Origin of the sequence: Loktanella sp. PT4BL (assembly GCF_003201935.1) — a bacterium.
GTDB lineage: Bacteria > Pseudomonadota > Alphaproteobacteria > Rhodobacterales > Rhodobacteraceae > Yoonia.
On sequence record NZ_QJJL01000003.1, the window covers coordinates 662642 to 679901 of the forward strand.

The 17260-nt window shown below is 58.3% G+C and carries 19 protein-coding genes and 1 riboswitch; of the genes, 13 read left to right on the forward strand and 6 right to left on the reverse strand.

Annotation, left to right across the window (positions count from 1 at the left end):
• The first annotated feature begins 12 nt into the window (after positions 1–12).
• Together C7964_RS13165 and xseA are read left to right on the forward strand one after the other, a co-directional pair.
• The gene (locus tag C7964_RS13165) at positions 13–606 is read left to right on the forward strand and encodes a hypothetical protein (protein WP_110280086.1); all 594 of its coding nucleotides are present in this window, start codon (positions 13–15) and stop codon (positions 604–606) included.
• Positions 603–2090, forward strand: a complete 1488-nt coding sequence (gene xseA / locus C7964_RS13170; RefSeq protein ID WP_110280087.1) for an exodeoxyribonuclease VII large subunit — start codon at positions 603–605, stop codon at positions 2088–2090. The genes C7964_RS13165 and xseA overlap by 4 nt, the downstream gene beginning before the upstream one ends.
• Here the strand turns inward: xseA and C7964_RS13175 are convergent.
• Both C7964_RS13175 and C7964_RS13180 read right to left on the reverse strand, forming a co-directional pair.
• The gene (locus tag C7964_RS13175; protein WP_110280088.1) at positions 2079–2465 is read right to left on the reverse strand and encodes a hypothetical protein; all 387 of its coding nucleotides are present in this window, start codon (positions 2463–2465) and stop codon (positions 2079–2081) included. The genes xseA and C7964_RS13175 overlap by 12 nt on opposite strands.
• Positions 2458–3474, reverse strand: a complete 1017-nt coding sequence (locus C7964_RS13180) for an alkane 1-monooxygenase (protein ID WP_110280089.1) — start codon at positions 3472–3474, stop codon at positions 2458–2460. The genes C7964_RS13175 and C7964_RS13180 overlap by 8 nt, the downstream gene beginning before the upstream one ends.
• 143 nt (positions 3475–3617) lie before the next feature.
• Between C7964_RS13180 and C7964_RS13185 the strand changes: the two genes are divergently transcribed.
• The 4 genes from C7964_RS13185 (at position 3618) to C7964_RS13200 (ending at position 8268) form a co-directional block, all read left to right on the forward strand.
• A complete protein-coding gene (locus C7964_RS13185) occupies positions 3618–5309 on the forward strand; it encodes an NAD(P)H-dependent oxidoreductase subunit E (RefSeq protein ID WP_110280090.1) in 1692 nt (563 codons plus the stop codon).
• A gap of 70 nt (positions 5310–5379) precedes the next feature.
• A complete protein-coding gene (gene ftsY / locus C7964_RS13190) occupies positions 5380–6642 on the forward strand; it encodes a signal recognition particle-docking protein FtsY (RefSeq protein WP_110280275.1) in 1263 nt (420 codons plus the stop codon).
• A gap of 91 nt (positions 6643–6733) precedes the next feature.
• Positions 6734–7645, forward strand: coding sequence for a DMT family transporter (locus tag C7964_RS13195; protein WP_110280091.1), 912 nt, complete (start codon positions 6734–6736; stop codon positions 7643–7645).
• 11 nt (positions 7646–7656) lie between these two features.
• Positions 7657–8268, forward strand: a complete 612-nt coding sequence (locus C7964_RS13200; protein WP_110280092.1) for an inner membrane-spanning protein YciB — start codon at positions 7657–7659, stop codon at positions 8266–8268.
• On the opposite strand, the gene C7964_RS13205 is transcribed toward C7964_RS13200, so the two are convergent.
• From C7964_RS13205 to C7964_RS13215, 3 genes are read right to left on the reverse strand one after another with little or no spacing between them, the layout of a single operon-like run.
• Positions 8265–8594, reverse strand: a complete 330-nt coding sequence (locus C7964_RS13205) for a PilZ domain-containing protein (RefSeq protein WP_110280093.1) — start codon at positions 8592–8594, stop codon at positions 8265–8267. The two genes, C7964_RS13200 and C7964_RS13205, sit on opposite strands and share 4 nt — an antisense overlap.
• A 56-nt stretch (positions 8595–8650) precedes the next feature.
• Positions 8651–9358, reverse strand: coding sequence for a glutathione S-transferase N-terminal domain-containing protein (locus tag C7964_RS13210; protein WP_110280094.1), 708 nt, complete (start codon positions 9356–9358; stop codon positions 8651–8653).
• 29 nt (positions 9359–9387) lie between these two features.
• Positions 9388–10275, reverse strand: a complete 888-nt coding sequence (locus tag C7964_RS13215; protein WP_181417175.1) for an alpha/beta fold hydrolase — start codon at positions 10273–10275, stop codon at positions 9388–9390.
• Between the two features lie 185 nt (positions 10276–10460).
• A riboswitch (SAM riboswitch) is annotated at positions 10461–10538 on the forward strand.
• A gap of 63 nt (positions 10539–10601) precedes the next feature.
• Here C7964_RS13215 and metZ point away from each other — a divergent pair.
• The 7 genes from metZ to C7964_RS13250 all read left to right on the forward strand — a co-directional run bounded on the left by metZ (position 10602) and on the right by C7964_RS13250 (position 16640).
• Positions 10602–11777: an O-succinylhomoserine sulfhydrylase gene (metZ, locus tag C7964_RS13220; RefSeq protein ID WP_110280096.1), complete on the forward strand. Its 1176-nt coding sequence runs from the start codon at positions 10602–10604 to the stop codon at positions 11775–11777.
• Positions 11778–11951: 174 nt separating this feature from the next.
• Entirely contained in the window at positions 11952–13055 is a 1104-nt protein-coding gene (folE2, locus tag C7964_RS13225) for a GTP cyclohydrolase FolE2 (RefSeq protein ID WP_110280276.1), read from the forward strand.
• Positions 13056–13202: 147 nt separating this feature from the next.
• A complete protein-coding gene (locus C7964_RS13230) occupies positions 13203–13823 on the forward strand; it encodes an ATP-dependent Clp protease proteolytic subunit (RefSeq protein ID WP_055687549.1) in 621 nt (206 codons plus the stop codon).
• 223 nt (positions 13824–14046) lie between these two features.
• Positions 14047–15312, forward strand: coding sequence for an ATP-dependent Clp protease ATP-binding subunit ClpX (gene clpX / locus C7964_RS13235; RefSeq protein ID WP_110280097.1), 1266 nt, complete (start codon positions 14047–14049; stop codon positions 15310–15312).
• A gap of 4 nt (positions 15313–15316) precedes the next feature.
• On the forward strand, positions 15317–15700 hold the full coding sequence (locus C7964_RS13240) for a RidA family protein (protein WP_110280098.1): 384 nt from the start codon (positions 15317–15319) through the stop codon (positions 15698–15700).
• Between the two features lie 59 nt (positions 15701–15759).
• Positions 15760–16143, forward strand: a complete 384-nt coding sequence (locus C7964_RS13245; protein ID WP_055296442.1) for an NADH:ubiquinone oxidoreductase subunit NDUFA12 — start codon at positions 15760–15762, stop codon at positions 16141–16143.
• Positions 16144–16154: 11 nt separating this feature from the next.
• A complete protein-coding gene (locus C7964_RS13250; RefSeq protein WP_110280099.1) occupies positions 16155–16640 on the forward strand; it encodes a DUF2155 domain-containing protein in 486 nt (161 codons plus the stop codon).
• On the opposite strand, the gene aat is transcribed toward C7964_RS13250, so the two are convergent.
• Positions 16604–17254, reverse strand: coding sequence for a leucyl/phenylalanyl-tRNA--protein transferase (gene aat, locus C7964_RS13255; protein ID WP_110280100.1), 651 nt, complete (start codon positions 17252–17254; stop codon positions 16604–16606). The genes C7964_RS13250 and aat overlap by 37 nt on opposite strands.
• Between the last annotated feature and the right edge of the window lie 6 nt (positions 17255–17260).

Below are 17260 nucleotides of genomic sequence, written 5' to 3' on the forward strand. Positions count from 1 at the left end.
ATAGGCGCAAAGATGAAACCGATCAAAAAGGACCGGAAGCTTTGGCATCGCCTTGAAGGCTATAGCTTTCACGAGCGTCCACTGACGCGTTCACTGGTCGACCGTCTGCACGAGGAAACCGGCCATTCGATTGATGTGTGCTACATTCTCGTCGAAGAATATCGTCGCTTTATGTATCTGGTGGGCAGTACCGGCGAAACGCTTGTGCCATCGCCCATCGTGGATGTCGTCTGGAAGATGCATGTACAGGATGAAAAGGCGTATTTCGAAGACTTTTGTCCTCGGATTATTGGCCGCATCATTTATCGCCCTGATGACCCGATGCAGTTTGCGGATGATCCGGCCTATGGGCGTACCCTCGATCATTACGCAGAAGAATTTGGTCGTGCGCAGGTGCAGTTCTGGCCTGATCCCGATTTTGCGACGGTGCGGATTTCGCGGATGCTGTTGTGCATCAGCGGTGTGTTGGCGCTGGTGTTGGCTTTGGTCTTCAAAACGGTGCTTTTTGTCGTTTTGGCGGGGGTACTCTGCCTGACGGCCTATTTCCTGAAGTGGCAGTTCTCGTCCTTGCCATTACAGGCGCATGGAAAAGGTGAAGCAATATGATGGACCTTTTTGACGACGGGCCTGCCGACAATACGCCCGAGTTTTCGGTCTCCGAGATTTCCGGCGCAGTCAAAAAGGCGATTGAGGGCGGCTTTTCCCATGTCCGCGTGCGCGGTGAAGTGGGGCGCGTGTCGCGGCCTGCGTCGGGCCATATTTATATGGATCTCAAGGACGATCGCGCGGTTCTGGCCGGTGTGATCTGGAAAGGCCGTGCGCAGGCGTTGGCGCAGCGTCCGGAAGAGGGGATGGAGGTGATTGCCACGGGCAAGCTCACGACATTCCCCGGTCAGTCGAAATACCAGATGGTGATCGAGGATATCGCCCCTGCCGGTGCCGGTGCGCTGATGGCGATGCTGGAAAAGCGCAAGGCGGCACTTGCGGCCGAGGGGCTCTTCGCGCCGGAGCGCAAGAAACCCTTGCCCTATCTGCCCGAGATCATCGGGGTGGTAACATCGCCTTCAGGTGCGGTGATCCGCGATATTCTACACCGCCTGCGCGATCGTTTCCCGCGCAAGGTGCTGGTGTGGCCCGTGGCAGTGCAAGGGGCCAAATGTGCGCCCGAAGTGGCGGCAGCGATTGCAGGGTTCAATGCGCTCACACCGGGTGGTGCTTTGCCGCGTCCGGATTTGCTGATTGTGGCGCGGGGTGGTGGATCGCTTGAGGACCTGTGGGGGTTCAACGAAGAGATTGTCGCGCGGGCGGCTGCGGCATCGGATATTCCGCTGATTTCTGCTGTGGGGCATGAAACCGATACCACGCTGATTGATTTTGTCTCGGACATGCGCGCACCGACACCGACAGCAGCGGCGGAACTTGCTGTGCCTGTACGGATGGAACTGCTCGCTTGGGCAGACCAGCAGGGCGCGCGCCTGAGCCGTGCTTTGACAACGGGCCTCGGGCAGCGCCAGCAACGCGTGCGCGATTTGGGGCGAGCCTTGCCGCAGGTGGATGCGCTGGTCGAAGGGCCGCGCCAGCGGTTGGATTACCTGGGTGAGCGACTGCCATCCGCACTGAAGGGTGCGGCTGCCAAGAAGCGTCTGCAGATGAGTGAGGCGGCGTTGCGTCCGGGTATTCTGTCACGCCGGCTGGCCGAGGATCAGCGGCGTTTGGCGGGGTTGTCCGAACGGCTGGCACCTGCGTTGAAACGCAGGACACGGGACGGGCGCATAGCGCTTGAGCAGACAGCGCGCGGTTTGCGCGGGACTGTTCTGCAAGACCGCGTTGCGCGCCATACTGAACGGCTGGACGTGCTGCTGCGCCGCCTGTCAGACCGCGCATCGCGCCAGCAGGCCGAACGTCTGGCGCGGCTGGACGCTCTGGAGCGCTTGCGCGAGACGCTGGGCTATGTCGAAACCCTCAAACGCGGTTATGCCGTGGTAAGGGGTGACGGCGCAGTGGTGACAACCAAGGATGCGGCAGCCGGAGCGACTGCGCTGGAAATCGAGTTTGCGGATGGCAAACTGCAGGTTGGCTCAGGACGATAGATCGTTGCAGATCAGCGGTGCGTCGCTTTCGGGGACCTCGTAGATGACCGTCGTGTTGGGCCGCGTGGTATAAACCCCGCGCAGGCCCTCGGGTTCTGCATAGATTTCCCAGCACTTGCGTTCCGGATCACCGTCGTAACGGAAACAGATATCACCCTTGCTCTCGAACCAGACGCCATATTGGCAGGTGCCGTCAAAAGCCGACCACATGACCCGTTTGCCCTCCAGATACCGCTCGATCCCGAAAAGCGGGTTGGTTGCGGTGCGGAATGTGATGGTCCGGCCCGTGACATAGGCGTCGAATTCGGGGCCGGTCATGGTGTCTTGCGCCACCGCAGGGGTCGCAAGCAGGAGCCATATCGCCAGGCTACGCATTGCGCCACCTTTCAACCCGCGGATCCATGATCCGCCGCCAAAGCGGGGGGACCAGCGCGATACTGGCCATCAGCGGGAGCGGGCGGGGCAGCATAGGGGCGTCGTCGGGATTATTCAGTTCGGGATAAGGCCGCGCAGGATGCGCGTGGTGATCGGAGTGCCGCGTGGCGTTCAGCAGCATCATCGAAGAGAACCAATGCGGGCTGTTCCAGCTGTGTCTGGAGGAGACAGGCTCGGGCTTGCCGTTGTCGCGGATGGTGCGGACAAGCCCGTAGTGCTGCACATAATCGGACATCAAGAGTTGCGACTGCGCGTATAGCGAAAGTGCGCCATATGCGACAAGTGCCTGCCATCCGCCCAGCAGGAACGCCGATGTCAGACAAAGAAGACTACCACCCACATAGACCGCGTAGGGGTTGCGCCATGCGGGGCGTCCTATCCGGTCCAGACGCGCTTTTTCGGCGCGGTAGCCCTCACGGAATGAACCTGTCCACGCGCGGATCATATAGCGATAGAGGCTTTCGCCCTTGCGCGATGTGTTGGGGTCTGCGGGGGTGGCCACATGCGGGTGATGTACCAGCACATGCGCAGAGGTATGGTGCCCGAACATAAGCGTGATGTAGCACCACATGCCAAGCCGGTGCAGAGCGCGGGTGGGGCGGTGGATCAGCTCATGCGCATTGGCGTTGCTGATCTGGCCGAACCAAAGCCCTGCGGCAAAGAATATCCCGGTCTTTGCCAGTGGCGTGAGGTCAGCCTTCGCGAGCGACCATACAACAACAGGCAGCAGGCAAAAATGTGTCAGAGCAATTGCAACAGATAACGCGGCATCCTGCGATGCCGCGCCGGCGGCGGTTTCTTTCCTGATCAACCGGTCCAGCAGGCTTGTCATTGCTGTCAAATAAACAACCGCAGCAATCACCCAGCCGCCCCCCAGAAAGGCGCCGGCGCCGATCAGGGCCGCGGGGGTCAGGGTGGCAAGGCCGAAATGCAAAAGACGTGGTTCCATGTTTCGGATAGTTAGCACGGGTTTCCGCATGGTGTAGCGGAAATTGCATTGCTGCGCGGTTTGGCCGTCTCGGGTGTCGCTTTTGCGTGGTTTGGCTGCGCGCGGAGACGTATGTTGGCCCTAACGAGATGAGGAAAGGCGTGATGGCTTTGGACAACCGCAAAGGTGTTTGGAAATCCGGCAAGGGCAAAGGGCGGCACCGTACCAAGGGGCGTGCGCTTGATGATGCCGCATGGGACGAGGTCCGCACGCTCTTGGGTGATCGCCCGCGTCGGCGTGATCTGCTGATCGAGTTTCTGCATCTGATCCAGGATACCTACGGCCACCTTTCTGCCGCGCATCTGCGCGCCTTGGCCGAGGAAATGCGCCTGAGCCAGGCCGAGGTTTACGAGGTCGCGACCTTCTATGCCCATTTTGATGTGGTGAAAGAAGGCGAAGCGGCTCCGCCTGCGCTGACGATCCGCGTCTGCGATAGCCTGTCATGCGAATTGGCGGGCGGACAGCAGTTGAAAGCGGCCCTCAAAGAGGGTTTGGACCCTGCCGAAGTCCGCGTCTTGCGTGCGCCCTGCATGGGGCGATGTGACACTGCGCCGGTGTTGGAGTTGGGCCATAACCACATCGACCACGCGACGGTCGAGAAGGTACAAGCGGCCATCGCGGCGGGTGAAACGCACGCGCATCTGCCCGATTATCAAGGCTATGCAGATTACGTGGCGACAGGTGGCTATGCAGAGCTTCAGTCATTGCGCGACAGTGGCAATTGGGAAGACGTCCAGGACAAAGTGCTGGCCTCTGGCCTGCGCGGTTTGGGTGGTGCCGGTTTTCCATCGGGCAAGAAATGGGGTTTTGTGCGCGGCAATGCGGGCCCGCGCTATCTGGCCGTGAACGGGGACGAGGGCGAACCGGGGACGTTCAAGGACCGTTACTATCTGGAACGCACCCCGCATGTGTTCCTTGAAGGCATGCTGATCGCCGCCTGGGCGGTCGAGGCCGAGACGTGTTTTATCTATATGCGCGACGAATATCCTGCAGTGCTGGAAATCCTGGCGCGCGAGATCAGGGCGCTTGAGGATGCGGGGGTCGTGGCGGCGGGTTATATCGATCTGCGGCGCGGTGCGGGCGCTTATATCTGCGGCGAAGAATCCGCGATGATCGAAAGCATCGAAGGCAAACGCGGCATTCCGCGCCACCGGCCACCCTTTGTGGCACAGGTCGGCATCTTTGATCGCCCCACTTTGGTGCACAACGTTGAAACGCTTTATTGGGTCGCGCGGATTTGCCGTGAAGGGCCTGAAATTCTGAGCAGTGTGGAAAAGAACGGGCGCAAAGGGCTGCGGTCCTACTCTGTCTCTGGCCGGGTTGCCGCGCCTGGAGTGTATCTGTTGCCTGCGGGATCAACGATCATGGATGTTATCGACGCCGCTGGCGGCATGGCCGAGGGGCATGTGTTCAAAGCCTATCAGCCGGGTGGCCCCTCATCAGGTCTATTGCCTGCGTCCATCAATGATGTGCCGCTGGATTTCGACACATTGCAGCCTTTGGGCACCTTCATCGGCTCTGCCGCTGTTGTCGTGCTGTCCGATCAGGACCGCGCCCGTGATGCGGCGCTGAACATGCTGCGGTTTTTCGAGGATGAAAGCTGCGGGCAATGCACGCCTTGCCGTGTGGGGTGCGAAAAGGCCGTGAAGCTGATGCAGGCGGACACGTGGGATCAGCCTCTTCTGACCGATCTGTGCACAGCGATGGCCGATGCATCAATCTGCGGTCTGGGGCAGGCGGCGCCCAATCCGATCAAGCTGGTGATGCAGCATTTCAAGGATGAGGTGTCGGGTTAAACCGCGTTGAGGCTTTCCAAACCTGTCCTGCATCATTAGGTGATAGGAAAGGCTGCTGCGGTTGATCGAGATGTCATTTTTCAAAAAACTCAAATCCCGGATGTTCAAATCCTCGTCCAAGATTGACGAGGGGCTGGACGCCATCGTGCAGAATGGCGGTGAGGAAGAGGAAATTGTTGAAGAAGCGGTTGCGCCGGTTCCCCCTGTAGCCGACCCAATTCCTGAGCCTGAGCCTGAGCCTGAGCCTGAGCCTGAGCCTGAGCCTGAGCCTGAGCCTGAGCCTGAGCCTGAGCCTGAGCCTGAGCCTGAGCCTGAAGTTGACGATCCGGTTGAAGATGAGACACCCGCTGCGCTTGCCGAGCCCGTGGCCGCTCCGACACCGGTGCAGTTTGATGTCGACCTGACGGCGCCTCTCACCGAGCAGGCTGCATCCGAGCCAGAAAGAAAGGGCCTGCTTGGGCGCTTCTTTGGTGGCGGTGCCGCGGCAAAAACGGTTGTGAAGCGGACGCTTGACGACGACATGCTGGAACAGCTCGAAGAGCTGCTCATTTCAGCGGATATGGGCGTTGATACGGCCCTGCGCGTGACGGCGAACATGGCCGAGGGGCGTCTGGGCCGGCGGCTGTCTGTGCAAGAAATCAAGGAACTGATGGCCCAAGAGATCGCGCGGATCATGGAACCTGTCGCGCGTCCGATGCCGCTTTACGCCAAGACGCCGCAGGTGGTGCTGGTGGTCGGTGTCAATGGATCTGGCAAAACCACCACGATTGGTAAACTGGCCAGCCAGTTCAAGGCGGCTGGAAAATCGGTTGTGATCGCCGCGGGTGATACCTTCCGTGCAGCCGCTGTCGAACAACTGCAGGTCTGGGGTGATCGCGCGGGCGTGCCTGTGCTGACGGCCCCCGAAGGATCAGACCCTGCAAGTCTGGCCTTTGACGCGATGACCAAGGCACAGGCGGATGGCGCGGATCTCTTGATGATCGACACGGCCGGCCGTTTACAAAACCGTGCCGATCTGATGGAAGAACTGGCCAAAATCGTGCGGGTCATTCGCAAGAAAGACCCCGATGCGCCGCATAATACGCTGCTGGTGCTGGATGCCACCACCGGACAAAACGCGGTGCAGCAGGTCAAGGTGTTCCAAGAGCTTGCGGATGTGTCCGGCCTTGCGATGACGAAACTTGACGGCACCGCCAAGGGTGGTGTGCTGGTCGCATTGGCCGATAAATTCGGGCTGCCCATCCACGCGATTGGCGTGGGCGAACAGATCGACGATCTGGCTCCCTTTGATCCCGATGATTTTGCGGCGGCGCTGGTGGGTCTGGACCGGTGAGACGACTTATTGCGGCATCGCTTTTTGCGTTTTTGCCGCTACTGGCACTGGGTGACAAGACACTGGCAGTCATCTGGCATCCGGGGCGCATGTGAACGAGCTTGGCGCATGGCTGGTTGCGATTTCGGGCACGCCGGAGGGCGCGCGGCTGGCCACCGTTTTCGCGCTGGTTTCGGCGCTGGCCCATGCGATTTTCGGGGCGTTGCAGAAAGGGCGCTATGATCCGTGGCTGACGCGGGGGGCGATTGATGGCTGGCTGTTTGTGTTGTCAGCGCCCATCGCGCTTTTTGTCGTACCCTGGCCGAACCTGACCACGGGCGTCATCCTTGTGGGCGCGATCGTGATCCATTTTGCCTATAAGGTGACGATGGCCATGGCCTATGAACGGGCGGCTTATACGGTGGTTTATCCGGTCGTGCGGGGCACGGGGCCCTTGGTAACCGTGCTGGCGGCGTCGCTGTTTTTTGGAGAGTATTTTACGCCGATGCAGTGGGTCGGGGTGGCCTGTCTGAGCGGGGGGATTTTACTGCTGGCGGTGCGGAATATTGCCGAAGAGGTGCTGGACCCGCGGACGTTGAAACTGGGGTTGATGTGGGCCTTGGCGGGGGGGATCCTGGTCGCAATCTATACGACCTATGATGCTTATGGTATCCGCCAAAGCCCTGATCCCTTTACCTTTCTGGCGTGGTTCTTCTTTGTCACCGCCATTGATTTCCCGCTCCTCGCGGCGTGGCGCTATCGGCGCATGGCGCGGCAACCTGTACTCGGGCCGCTCATGTGGCGGGGGTTTGTTGGTGCCTTGATTGCCTGGGTCAGCTTTGGCGGCGTTCTTTTGGCGACACGTTTGGACAAAGTCGGTGAAGCGGCAGTGCTGCGCGAAACATCCGTGGTTTTTGCCGCATTGATCGGCTGGTTTATCATGGGCGAAAAAGTAGGCCCGCGCCGCCTGTTCTTGATGGCGCTGGTTGCACTCGGCGCTGTCATCGTGGAAATGGGTGGTTAAAGGAGACATTTATGGCTGAGAAAACCATCAATCCAATTCTGAAACAGGTCTTGGAGCTTGGGCCAACGATTGCGTTTTTCCTGATCTATTTGCGGATCAGGGATGAGACATTTACCTTTGGTGGCGCTGAATACACCGGCTTTATTGTCTCTGCCCTGATCTTTATTCCGATCCTGTTGGCGGCGATGGCTGTGCTATGGATGCTGACAGGCAAGCTGAGCCGGATGCAGGTTTTCACTGCCTTCATGGTGATCTTCTTCGGCGGTCTGACGGCCTATTTCAATGATGAGCGGTTCTTCAAAATGAAAACGACCATCGTTTACGGCGTCATGGCGGGCCTGTTGGGGATCGGTTTGCTGCGAGGGCAGAGCTATTTGCAATACGTCATGGAAGAGTTCCTGCCGATGGAAAAAGAGGGCTGGATGATCTTTACCCGCCGTCTTTGCTATATGTTTGCGGCGCTGGGAATTGCGAATGAAATCATCTGGCGCACACAGACCACTGACGTTTGGGTCAAGCTGGAGACCTTTGCTTTCCCTGCGGTGCTGATGGTGTTCCTCTGGGTGCAGATTTACAAGCTGCAGCGCTATTTCATCGAACCTGCAGAGGTGGCGAAAGACTAACGCATTTCGCGATAATGCAAGCCACCGGCGCGGTGCTGGTGATAGTTCCCTTTATCGCGCCGGTAGCGCAGCGTATCGACCTGTAAGTCTGTGAGATGCGGGCGAAATGTAATGCCTGCACGTGTCCCTGAAACCCAGCGGACAATTGCCACTGCCTTGTGGTTGAGAACCTGGAACGTCACCTTCTCGCCGCGGGTCAGTTGGCCAGCGGATGCAAGGCGCGCGCCGGTGGTGTTGACGTCAAGAACCGTACATTCGACCGGTCCTGACGGTGTGGAAAGCCTGACCGGAAACTGTGTTGGATAGCGATGTGGACGATATTGCATGGCGGGCCCCAGTTTATTGGATGGGACCTTGATAAACGCGCCTCGCTAACAAACCGTTACGTTTGCTTGCGAAAAAGGATATTCTGCGCGCCGGTGTCTTTGCGGAAGTCGCCACGTTTTTCAGCGGCCACCGCCCGACCGCGCTGAACCCCGGGGCGCGCGCCCATCGTATCCAGCCAGCGCGCCATATGCGGCTTGTCATCGAGGGTTTGCTGCTGGCCCTCCCAAAGTGACGCCCAGCCCCAGATCGCCATATCCGCAATCGAATAGAAATCACCCGCCACGAATTCATGTTTGGCCAGCTGTCTGTCCAGCACACCGTAAAGCCGCGCGGTTTCATTGCGGTAGCGGTCTTTGGCATAGGGCAGATCGTTGGGTGGGTCCATTGCGGGCGCGTATTTCAGGAAATGATGCGCCTGTCCCGCCATTGGGCCTAGCCCGCCCATTTGCCACATCAGCCACTGATCCACACTGATGCGGTCGCGTTCGCTCGCGCCATAGAACTGTCCGGTCTTGCGGGCGAGGTATTGCAGGATCGCGCCGGATTCAAAGATTGAAATCGGGGTCCCGTCCGGCCCATCCGGATCGACAATTGCCGGCATCCGGTTGTTGGGAGAAATCGCAAGAAACGCGGGTTTGAACTGATCGCCCGCACCGATATCAACCAGATGGAGCGTATAGGGCAGCCCCATCTCCTCGAGTGCAATCGTGGCCTTCCATCCGTTGGGTGTGGGCCAGAAATAGAGGTCAATCGGTTTGGGCATCGTTTCACACGTGGCTTAAGATGTCCGTATCATCGCATCTGTCCACGAAAGGACAAGCTCCTATTCACGGTCGCATGAGGTGCCATCTCGGGAACTGTGTCGCAAACGGACTGCAGATACGCCAAGGGGGTTAGCGCGGGACTGTGCAGCAAGCGCCGATAGAAGGCGCAGACGTCTTTGCGCAGATAGCCGGACCAATGGCAAATGCCTGTCTGCGATTGCGAAAGCGAAAAACCTGCAGAGGTCAGTGCTGATTGCATTGTCTGGCAGTCAATATTGACATCGAGCAACTTTTGATGCCGCAGGCGGCCACGACCGACAGTCGGGCCCCAATGCGGCAGAGCGGCACGCAAGAGCAAATCGAACAGCGTGTTGGCCCTGCTGCGGATATTGATGATCTCGGTGCTGCCTCCGACACGGCTACCCAAGGCGCTCTTAAGTTCATGTTCGAACACCGCAGCTGCAATCAGAATGACGCGTGATACAGTGCCGCAAGGGAGCGCAGACAATGCGCTTACTGCAACCCGGGCACCCAAGGAATGTGCAACGATGTGAATGGGCCGGTGTGGCGTTTGCGCCCTGATACGGCAAATCAGGGCCGCAAGTGCCTTCGCGGCGCAGGCGGCTTGGGCATGGGCTTGCCAGATGGTGCCGCTTGCATGCCAGCCAAACCCGATCGCCAGACCTTTTCTTCCCTGTAGCCCCAGTCGGCGTGGCCATGACGCGACGCGCTTGAAGCGCCGGTCGGGGTTGTAGGCGTAAATCTGGCGTTGAGGGTCACGTGCGGGGTCGGCAGGATCGTATTTGAAGCCGTGCAGCATAATGACGATCGGAGCGTCTGGATCGAGGCCCCGCAGTGCCGATTCGAGCTTGTAGTCACAGGGGGGCGTGCTTTGTGTCACCGCGAGGTGGGCCATGTGATAATCCCGCATTGCTTGACGGGTGCGTGCCACGACTATTCGACGTCTATGTGACGTTTGTTCAAAGGTTGTGTGACAGTGAGGTGGCATATCTTGTAGTGCAAGGCGTGCGATCGGCGATATCTGCTATCGTTTGTCATGGGTGTTCATGCCGTCTTGATTTTTGCCCGGCAGCGGCGTATCGCCTCTTCCGTGGCGATTTGTTACCGGATTGCGGGCCACGTTAAACATGCCGCTAAAGAGGACTCTAGGTTGATCAACCTCGATGCCCTTATCCGGTATCGGGGTTTTTTATTGCGTGCGGCATGCGCGAGGAAGAAAAGATGGATACGTGGAAAAAACGCACCAAGGCGGTGCATTCAGGGATCAGACGCAGCCAGTATAACGAGGTCAGCGAAGCGATATTTCTGACCCAGGGCTTTGTGTATGACACAGCCGAAGACGCCGAGGCGCGGTTCATCAAGGCGGGCGCGGACGAATTCATCTATGCGCGTTACGGCAATCCTACCGTGGCGATGTTCGAAGACCGGATTGCAGCCCTTGAAGGGGCCGAGGACGGGTTTGCCACGGCCTCGGGTATGGCCGCGGTCAACGGGGCGCTGACGTCTATGCTCAAGGCCGGCGATCATGTTGTATCTGCCCGCGCGCTCTTCGGATCGTGTCTTTATATCCTCGAAGAAATCCTGCCACGTTATGGCGTTGAGGTGACCTTTGTCGACGGCACGGATCTTGCTGCCTGGGAGGCCGCGATCCGGCCTGACACCAAGGTCGTGTTTTTCGAAAGCATCTCGAACCCGACGCTGGAAGTGACTGATATTGCGGCCGTATCCAAGCTTGCCCATGCGGTAGATGCGACAGTCATCGTGGACAACGTCTTTGCAACGCCGGTCTTTTCAAATGCGTTGGAACAGGGGGCCGATGTGGTTGTCTATTCGGCGACCAAACACATCGACGGACAGGGCCGTGCGCTGGGCGGGGTGATCCTCGGGACGCGTGAGTTTATCCGTGGCACAGTCGAACCCTATATGAAGCACACCGGTGGTTCGATGTCGCCGTTTACCGCGTGGATGATGCTCAAGGGGCTTGAGACAATCGACCTGCGGGTGCGCGCGCAGGCGGCGACGGCGCAGTATCTGGCCGAACAGCTTGAAGCGGACGGCAAACTTGCCAATGTCATCTACCCCGGTCTTGCCAGCCATGCGCAAAACGCGCTGACCAAGGCGCAGATGCAGGCTGGCGGTACTGTGCTTGCGATTGATGCAGGGTCGCAAGAGGCGGCCTTTGCGCTGTTGAACGCGCTGGAGATCTGGACGATTTCCAACAACCTTGGTGATGCAAAATCAATCGCGACACACCCTGCGACGACGACGCACCAACGGCTGACGCCGGAAACCAAGGCGATTTTGGGCATTACTCCCGGACTGATCCGGATGAGCGTCGGTTTGGAAGACCCCGATGATCTGCTGGCTGATCTGCGTGCTGCAATCGCGCATTTGTGATGAGGTGACGCGGGGCCCGTTTCCTGCTTTAATCGGGCAGGTGACGGGGACAAAAAGGCTAGGCTCATGACTGATCCACGCGCGGAATTGCAACGTATCTACAAAGATATCATTGGAAAATCCGATGCGCTGCCCCATGTTGGGGTGTCGATAGCACCGACGGGGAGCACAGACATGAATATCCACTCTCGTGATATGGATCGCGAACCTACACGCGCGGAGGCCGAGGCGGCGTTGGCGCTTTTGCGGCGCTGGGCGGTCGATGTGACGGCCGAGGAAGTGGCGACACTCGATCCGCTGGTTTCGCGTTTGATCCCCGGGCAAGAGGTGTCGAACTATCCTGCTTTGGCGCGGGCCTATCCCGAAGATTTCGAGGTGGACGAGGCCTATAAAGCGTCGATGCCCGACCTGCAGAACGGGCCATCCAGCCTGATCCGTGGCGCGCAGCAGCAAATCCAGCATGTAGGCATTTCAAATTTCCGCCTGCCGATCCGGTTCCATACCCGCGACAACGGCGATTTGACGCTCGAAACATCCGTCACCGGCACCGTATCGCTTGAGGCGGAGAAGAAGGGCATCAACATGTCCCGCATCATGCGGTCCTTCTACAAGCATGCGGGGGAGACCTTCAGCTTTGAAGTGATCGAGAAAGCGCTGGATGCCTATAAGACCGATCTGGAAAGTTTTGATGCGCGTATCCAGATGCGGTTCAGCTTTCCAATGAAAGTGGAAAGCCTGCGGTCGGGCCTGTCGGGCTATCAGTATTACGATATCGCACTTGAACTGGTCGAAAGAGCAGGCGTGCGCAAGAAGATCGTGCACCTTGATTATGTCTATTCGTCCACCTGCCCCTGTTCGCTGGAATTGTCCGAACACGCCCGCCAGTTCCGGGGGCAGTTGGCGACACCTCATTCGCAGCGTTCGGTTGCGCGCATTTCTGTGCTTTTGGAAAATGGTGCTGATGTGCTGTGGTTCGAGGACCTGATTGACCGCGCGCGCGCGGCGGTGCCGACCGAAACACAAGTGATGGTCAAGCGCGAGGACGAGCAGGCCTTTGCTGAACTCAATGCCGCTAATCCGATCTTTGTCGAGGACGCGGCGCGGCTTTTTACCGAGCAATTGCAACTGGATACGCGGATTTCAGATTTCCGTGTGATTGCAAGCCATCAGGAAAGCCTGCACAGTCATGATGCGGTGTCCGTGCTGACAGAAGGCGACACATTCGCGGCAGAAAGTCTTGATCCAAGGCTCTTTGCGTCACTGTTCCACGTTGGCTGAATGTAAGGTGGGTCAAGACCCACCTTACGCCTTGGCACCGTTAACCATACTTACGTCGCCTCAGCCCTTGAAGCCCCTGACGCCCAACACTAGAGTCAGCGTTGATAATGGAACGCGGACCCTTCGTCCGAATATGAGGCAGTAGTTATGCAAGACCCCGTCGAGACCTATATGAACCTTGTCCCAATGGTGGTCGAACAGACCGCACGGGGTGAGCGCGCCTACGATATTTTCTCGCGCCTCCTGAAAGAGCGCATCATCTTTGTGAACGGCCCTGTCCATGACGGCATGAGCCAGTTGATCGTCGCGCAGCTCTTGCACCTCGAGTCGGAAAACCCGAAAAAAGAAATCAGCATGTACATCAACAGCCCCGGCGGCGTGGTGACATCCGGTTTGTCGATCTATGATACGATGCAATACATCCGCCCCAAGGTCAGCACGCTGGTGATCGGGCAGGCGGCCTCCATGGGCTCGCTCTTGCTGACCGCAGGGCATGAAGGCATGCGTTTCTCCCTGCCAAACAGCCGCGTCATGGTGCACCAGCCATCGGGTGGCTATCAGGGACAGGCCACGGACATCATGATCCACGCCGCAGAAACCCAGAAGCTGAAAACCCGCCTGAATGAGATCTACGTCAAGCACACCGGCAACACCCTGAAAAAGGTTGAGGCCGCCTTAGAGCGTGACAATTTCATGTCGCCCGAAGAGGCAAAAGAGTGGGGTTTGATCGACGAGATCGTGGAAAACCGCACCAAAGCCGAGGACTAAGGCTTTTTCACAACGCTGCGACAAACAAACGCGGTTTCGGCCGCGTTTGTCTTTTTTCTGACCAATTATGATTCTATGCCTGATTTACCGAGGAATTAGCGAGTTCTTAATGACGTTGTGAGCATGGTCATTTTGACATTGTGGACCTTGGCGGGCTGTCCTAGTGTTGTTGTGAAACAGTCCGAATGATGTTTGACTGACCTGACAGGTCAAGAGGTTTGAAATGGCGAATACGAGCGGCACCGAAAGCAAAAACACGCTGTACTGCAGCTTTTGCGGCAAAAGCCAGCATGAGGTGCGTAAGCTGATTGCGGGGCCGACCGTCTTTATTTGTGACGAGTGTGTCGAGCTTTGCATGGATATCATCCGTGAGGAGACCAAGACCGCTGGCCTGAAAGCAGGCGACGGCGTTCCGACACCTTCCGAGATTTGCGGCGTTCTGGATGACTATGTCATCGGCCAGATGCACGCCAAGCGCGTGCTGTCCGTGGCGGTGCATAACCACTACAAGCGCCTGAACCACGCCGATAAGACCGATATCGAATTGGCGAAATCGAACATCATGCTGATCGGGCCGACAGGCTGCGGTAAGACACTTCTGGCGCAAACGCTGGCGCGCATTCTGGATGTGCCCTTCACCATGGCCGATGCAACGACCCTGACCGAAGCGGGTTATGTGGGCGAGGATGTGGAGAACATCATCCTCAAACTGTTGCAGGCCTCTGAATACAATGTTGAACGCGCGCAGCGCGGCATCGTCTATATCGACGAGGTCGACAAGATCACGCGCAAGTCTGACAACCCCTCGATTACACGTGATGTGTCGGGCGAGGGTGTGCAGCAGGCGCTGTTGAAAATCATGGAAGGCACGGTCGCCTCTGTGCCGCCGCAGGGCGGGCGCAAGCATCCGCAGCAGGAATTCCTGCAAGTGGACACAACGAACATCCTGTTTATCTGTGGTGGTGCGTTTGCAGGCCTTGATAAAATCATCGCACAGCGCGGCAAAGGGTCCGGCATGGGCTTTGGTGCTGACGTGCGCGAACAGGACGATCGCGGTATTGGCGAAATCTTCAAGGATCTGGAGCCGGAAGATCTGTTGAAGTTTGGTCTGATCCCGGAATTTGTGGGTCGTTTGCCTGTGATTGCAACGCTGACCGATCTTGATGAGGACGCGTTGATCACGATCCTGACCCAGCCAAAGAACGCCTTGGTGAAACAGTACCAGCGCCTCTTCGAGCTTGAGGACACAAAACTGAGCTTTACCGACGATGCCCTCAGCGCGATTGCCAAACGTGCGATCGAGCGGAAGACCGGCGCGCGCGGCCTGCGGTCGATCATGGAAGATATCCTTCTGGATACGATGTTTGATTTGCCCGGAATGGATACGGTGACCGAAGTGGTGGTCAACGAAGAGGCTGTGACATCCGATGTTGCTCCATTGATGATCCACGACGACGGCAGAAAGAAAGAAACCGCGACCGCGAGCTAAGGTCGTGAGCGTCCGTCACATCAGCACCGGGTCCCCCTTCGAGGAGCAAATCGGCTATAGCCGTGCTGTTGTGGCTGATGGCTGGGTGTTTGTGGCGGGCACAACGGGATATGATTACGCCCGTATGGTCATGCCCGCGACCATTGAAGAACAATGCGAAAATACCCTTGCGACGATCGCCAAAGCCTTGGAAGAGGCGAGCAGTGGGCTCGACCATGTGGTGCGTGTCACCTACATCGTGCCGGATAAAGCGGAATGGCCCAAATGCTGGCCCATTACCTCTCGGGCCTTCGCGCGGGCAAGACCTGCTGCTACGATGATTTCTGCGGATTTGCAGTCGCCGGAAATGAAAATTGAAATCGAAGTGACTGCGCGGGTCCCCGCCTGAACCCACTGGACCTTTCGGCGCCATTCGTGCATGTAAGGCGCATCAATCGGAGACGTGATATGAGCCTCGGTCACAACATCAAACGCATTTTCACATGGTGGGACGGTCAGTCTTTCGGCACCCAGCTTTGGACAAGCCGCAACGGCACGAAAGTCGGTGAGGATGCCGAGGGCAATATCTATTACCGCAACAAGGACGACAGCCGCCGCTGGGTCATTTACAATGGCGACAACGAGGCCACACGCGTGACCCCCGAATGGCATGGCTGGTTGCACCACACATGGGATCAGCCCCCGACCGAAGTGCCCGTTGCGCATAAAGCATGGGAAAAGCCGCATCAGGAAAACCTGACCGGCACCATGGCGGCTTATGCCCCGGCGGGCTCCATCCGCCGGAAGGCACCCGTCGCACGCTCGGACTATGAGGCCTGGACGCCGGAATAGGCGCAGTTGTCATGCGGTCAATCGTTGCATCCACCTTTCTCAGCCTTTCCCTGATCGCGTGCCCGCTTTCCGCTCAGGAAATTGTGACAACACCGATTGATCAGATCCCGCTGGATGAGCTGATCGGGCAATTGACGACGGTTCCCAATGAGGAAGAAGAAGAGCTGCTGACGACCGTGACAGAGGCCGTTACGTTGCAAGTGGCCACTGCCACATCAGGCGAGCTGCGCGTGTTGGACAAGCTGACGGGCTACGTCACCGACCTGACCCTTGGAACAGGCGAAACCGCCAGTCTGGGCTTTCTCACGGTCACGATGAACGAGTGCCGTTATCCGGTCGAGAACCCGTCGGGTGATGCATTTACGGAAATTCTGGTGCGGGATACGCGCGAAACCACCCCGCTTTTCAGCGGCTGGATGCTGGCCTCATCCCCTGCGCTGAACGCGATGGACCACCCCCGCTACGACGTTTGGGCGTTGCGCTGTATCACGTCCTGAGCTGTCGGAACGGGGCTTTTTGCATCAAAAGAAACGTCGCGTGACAGGGCTTGCGCCAAGAGCGCATGATAGTGCTCGCGCGGAATTTCAATGGCCCCCAGACTGGCCAGATGCGGTGTAATGAACTGCGTATCAAAAAGCTGAAACCCCGAGAGTCGCAGCCGGTCGACCAGATAGGCGAGCGCGATTTTTGATGCATCCGTGGCGCGGCTGAACATGCTTTCGCCAAAGAACGCCGCCCCGATGGTCACACCATAGACCCCGCCGACAAGCCGCTCTTTGTCCCAAACCTCAATGGAATGGGCAAAGCCGGTTGCGTGCAATTCGCAGTAGAGGTCAAAGATTGTGGCGTTAATCCATGTTTCATCGCGGTCCGCACATCCGCGCACCACATCGGCAAAAGCCGCATCAAAGGTGATCGTAAAATCGCTTTGCCGCATCCGCCGCGCCAGACTGCGGGAGATGCGGAAACCGTCCAAGGGGAACACGCCGCGCATGCGTGGATCGACCCAGAACACTTCCGGATCGTCGCGCCCCTCTGACATCGGAAACACGCCCACCTGATAGGCCTGCAAAAGCAGATCGGCGGTCAGGGTGGGCGCATTATCTTTCATGGGGCG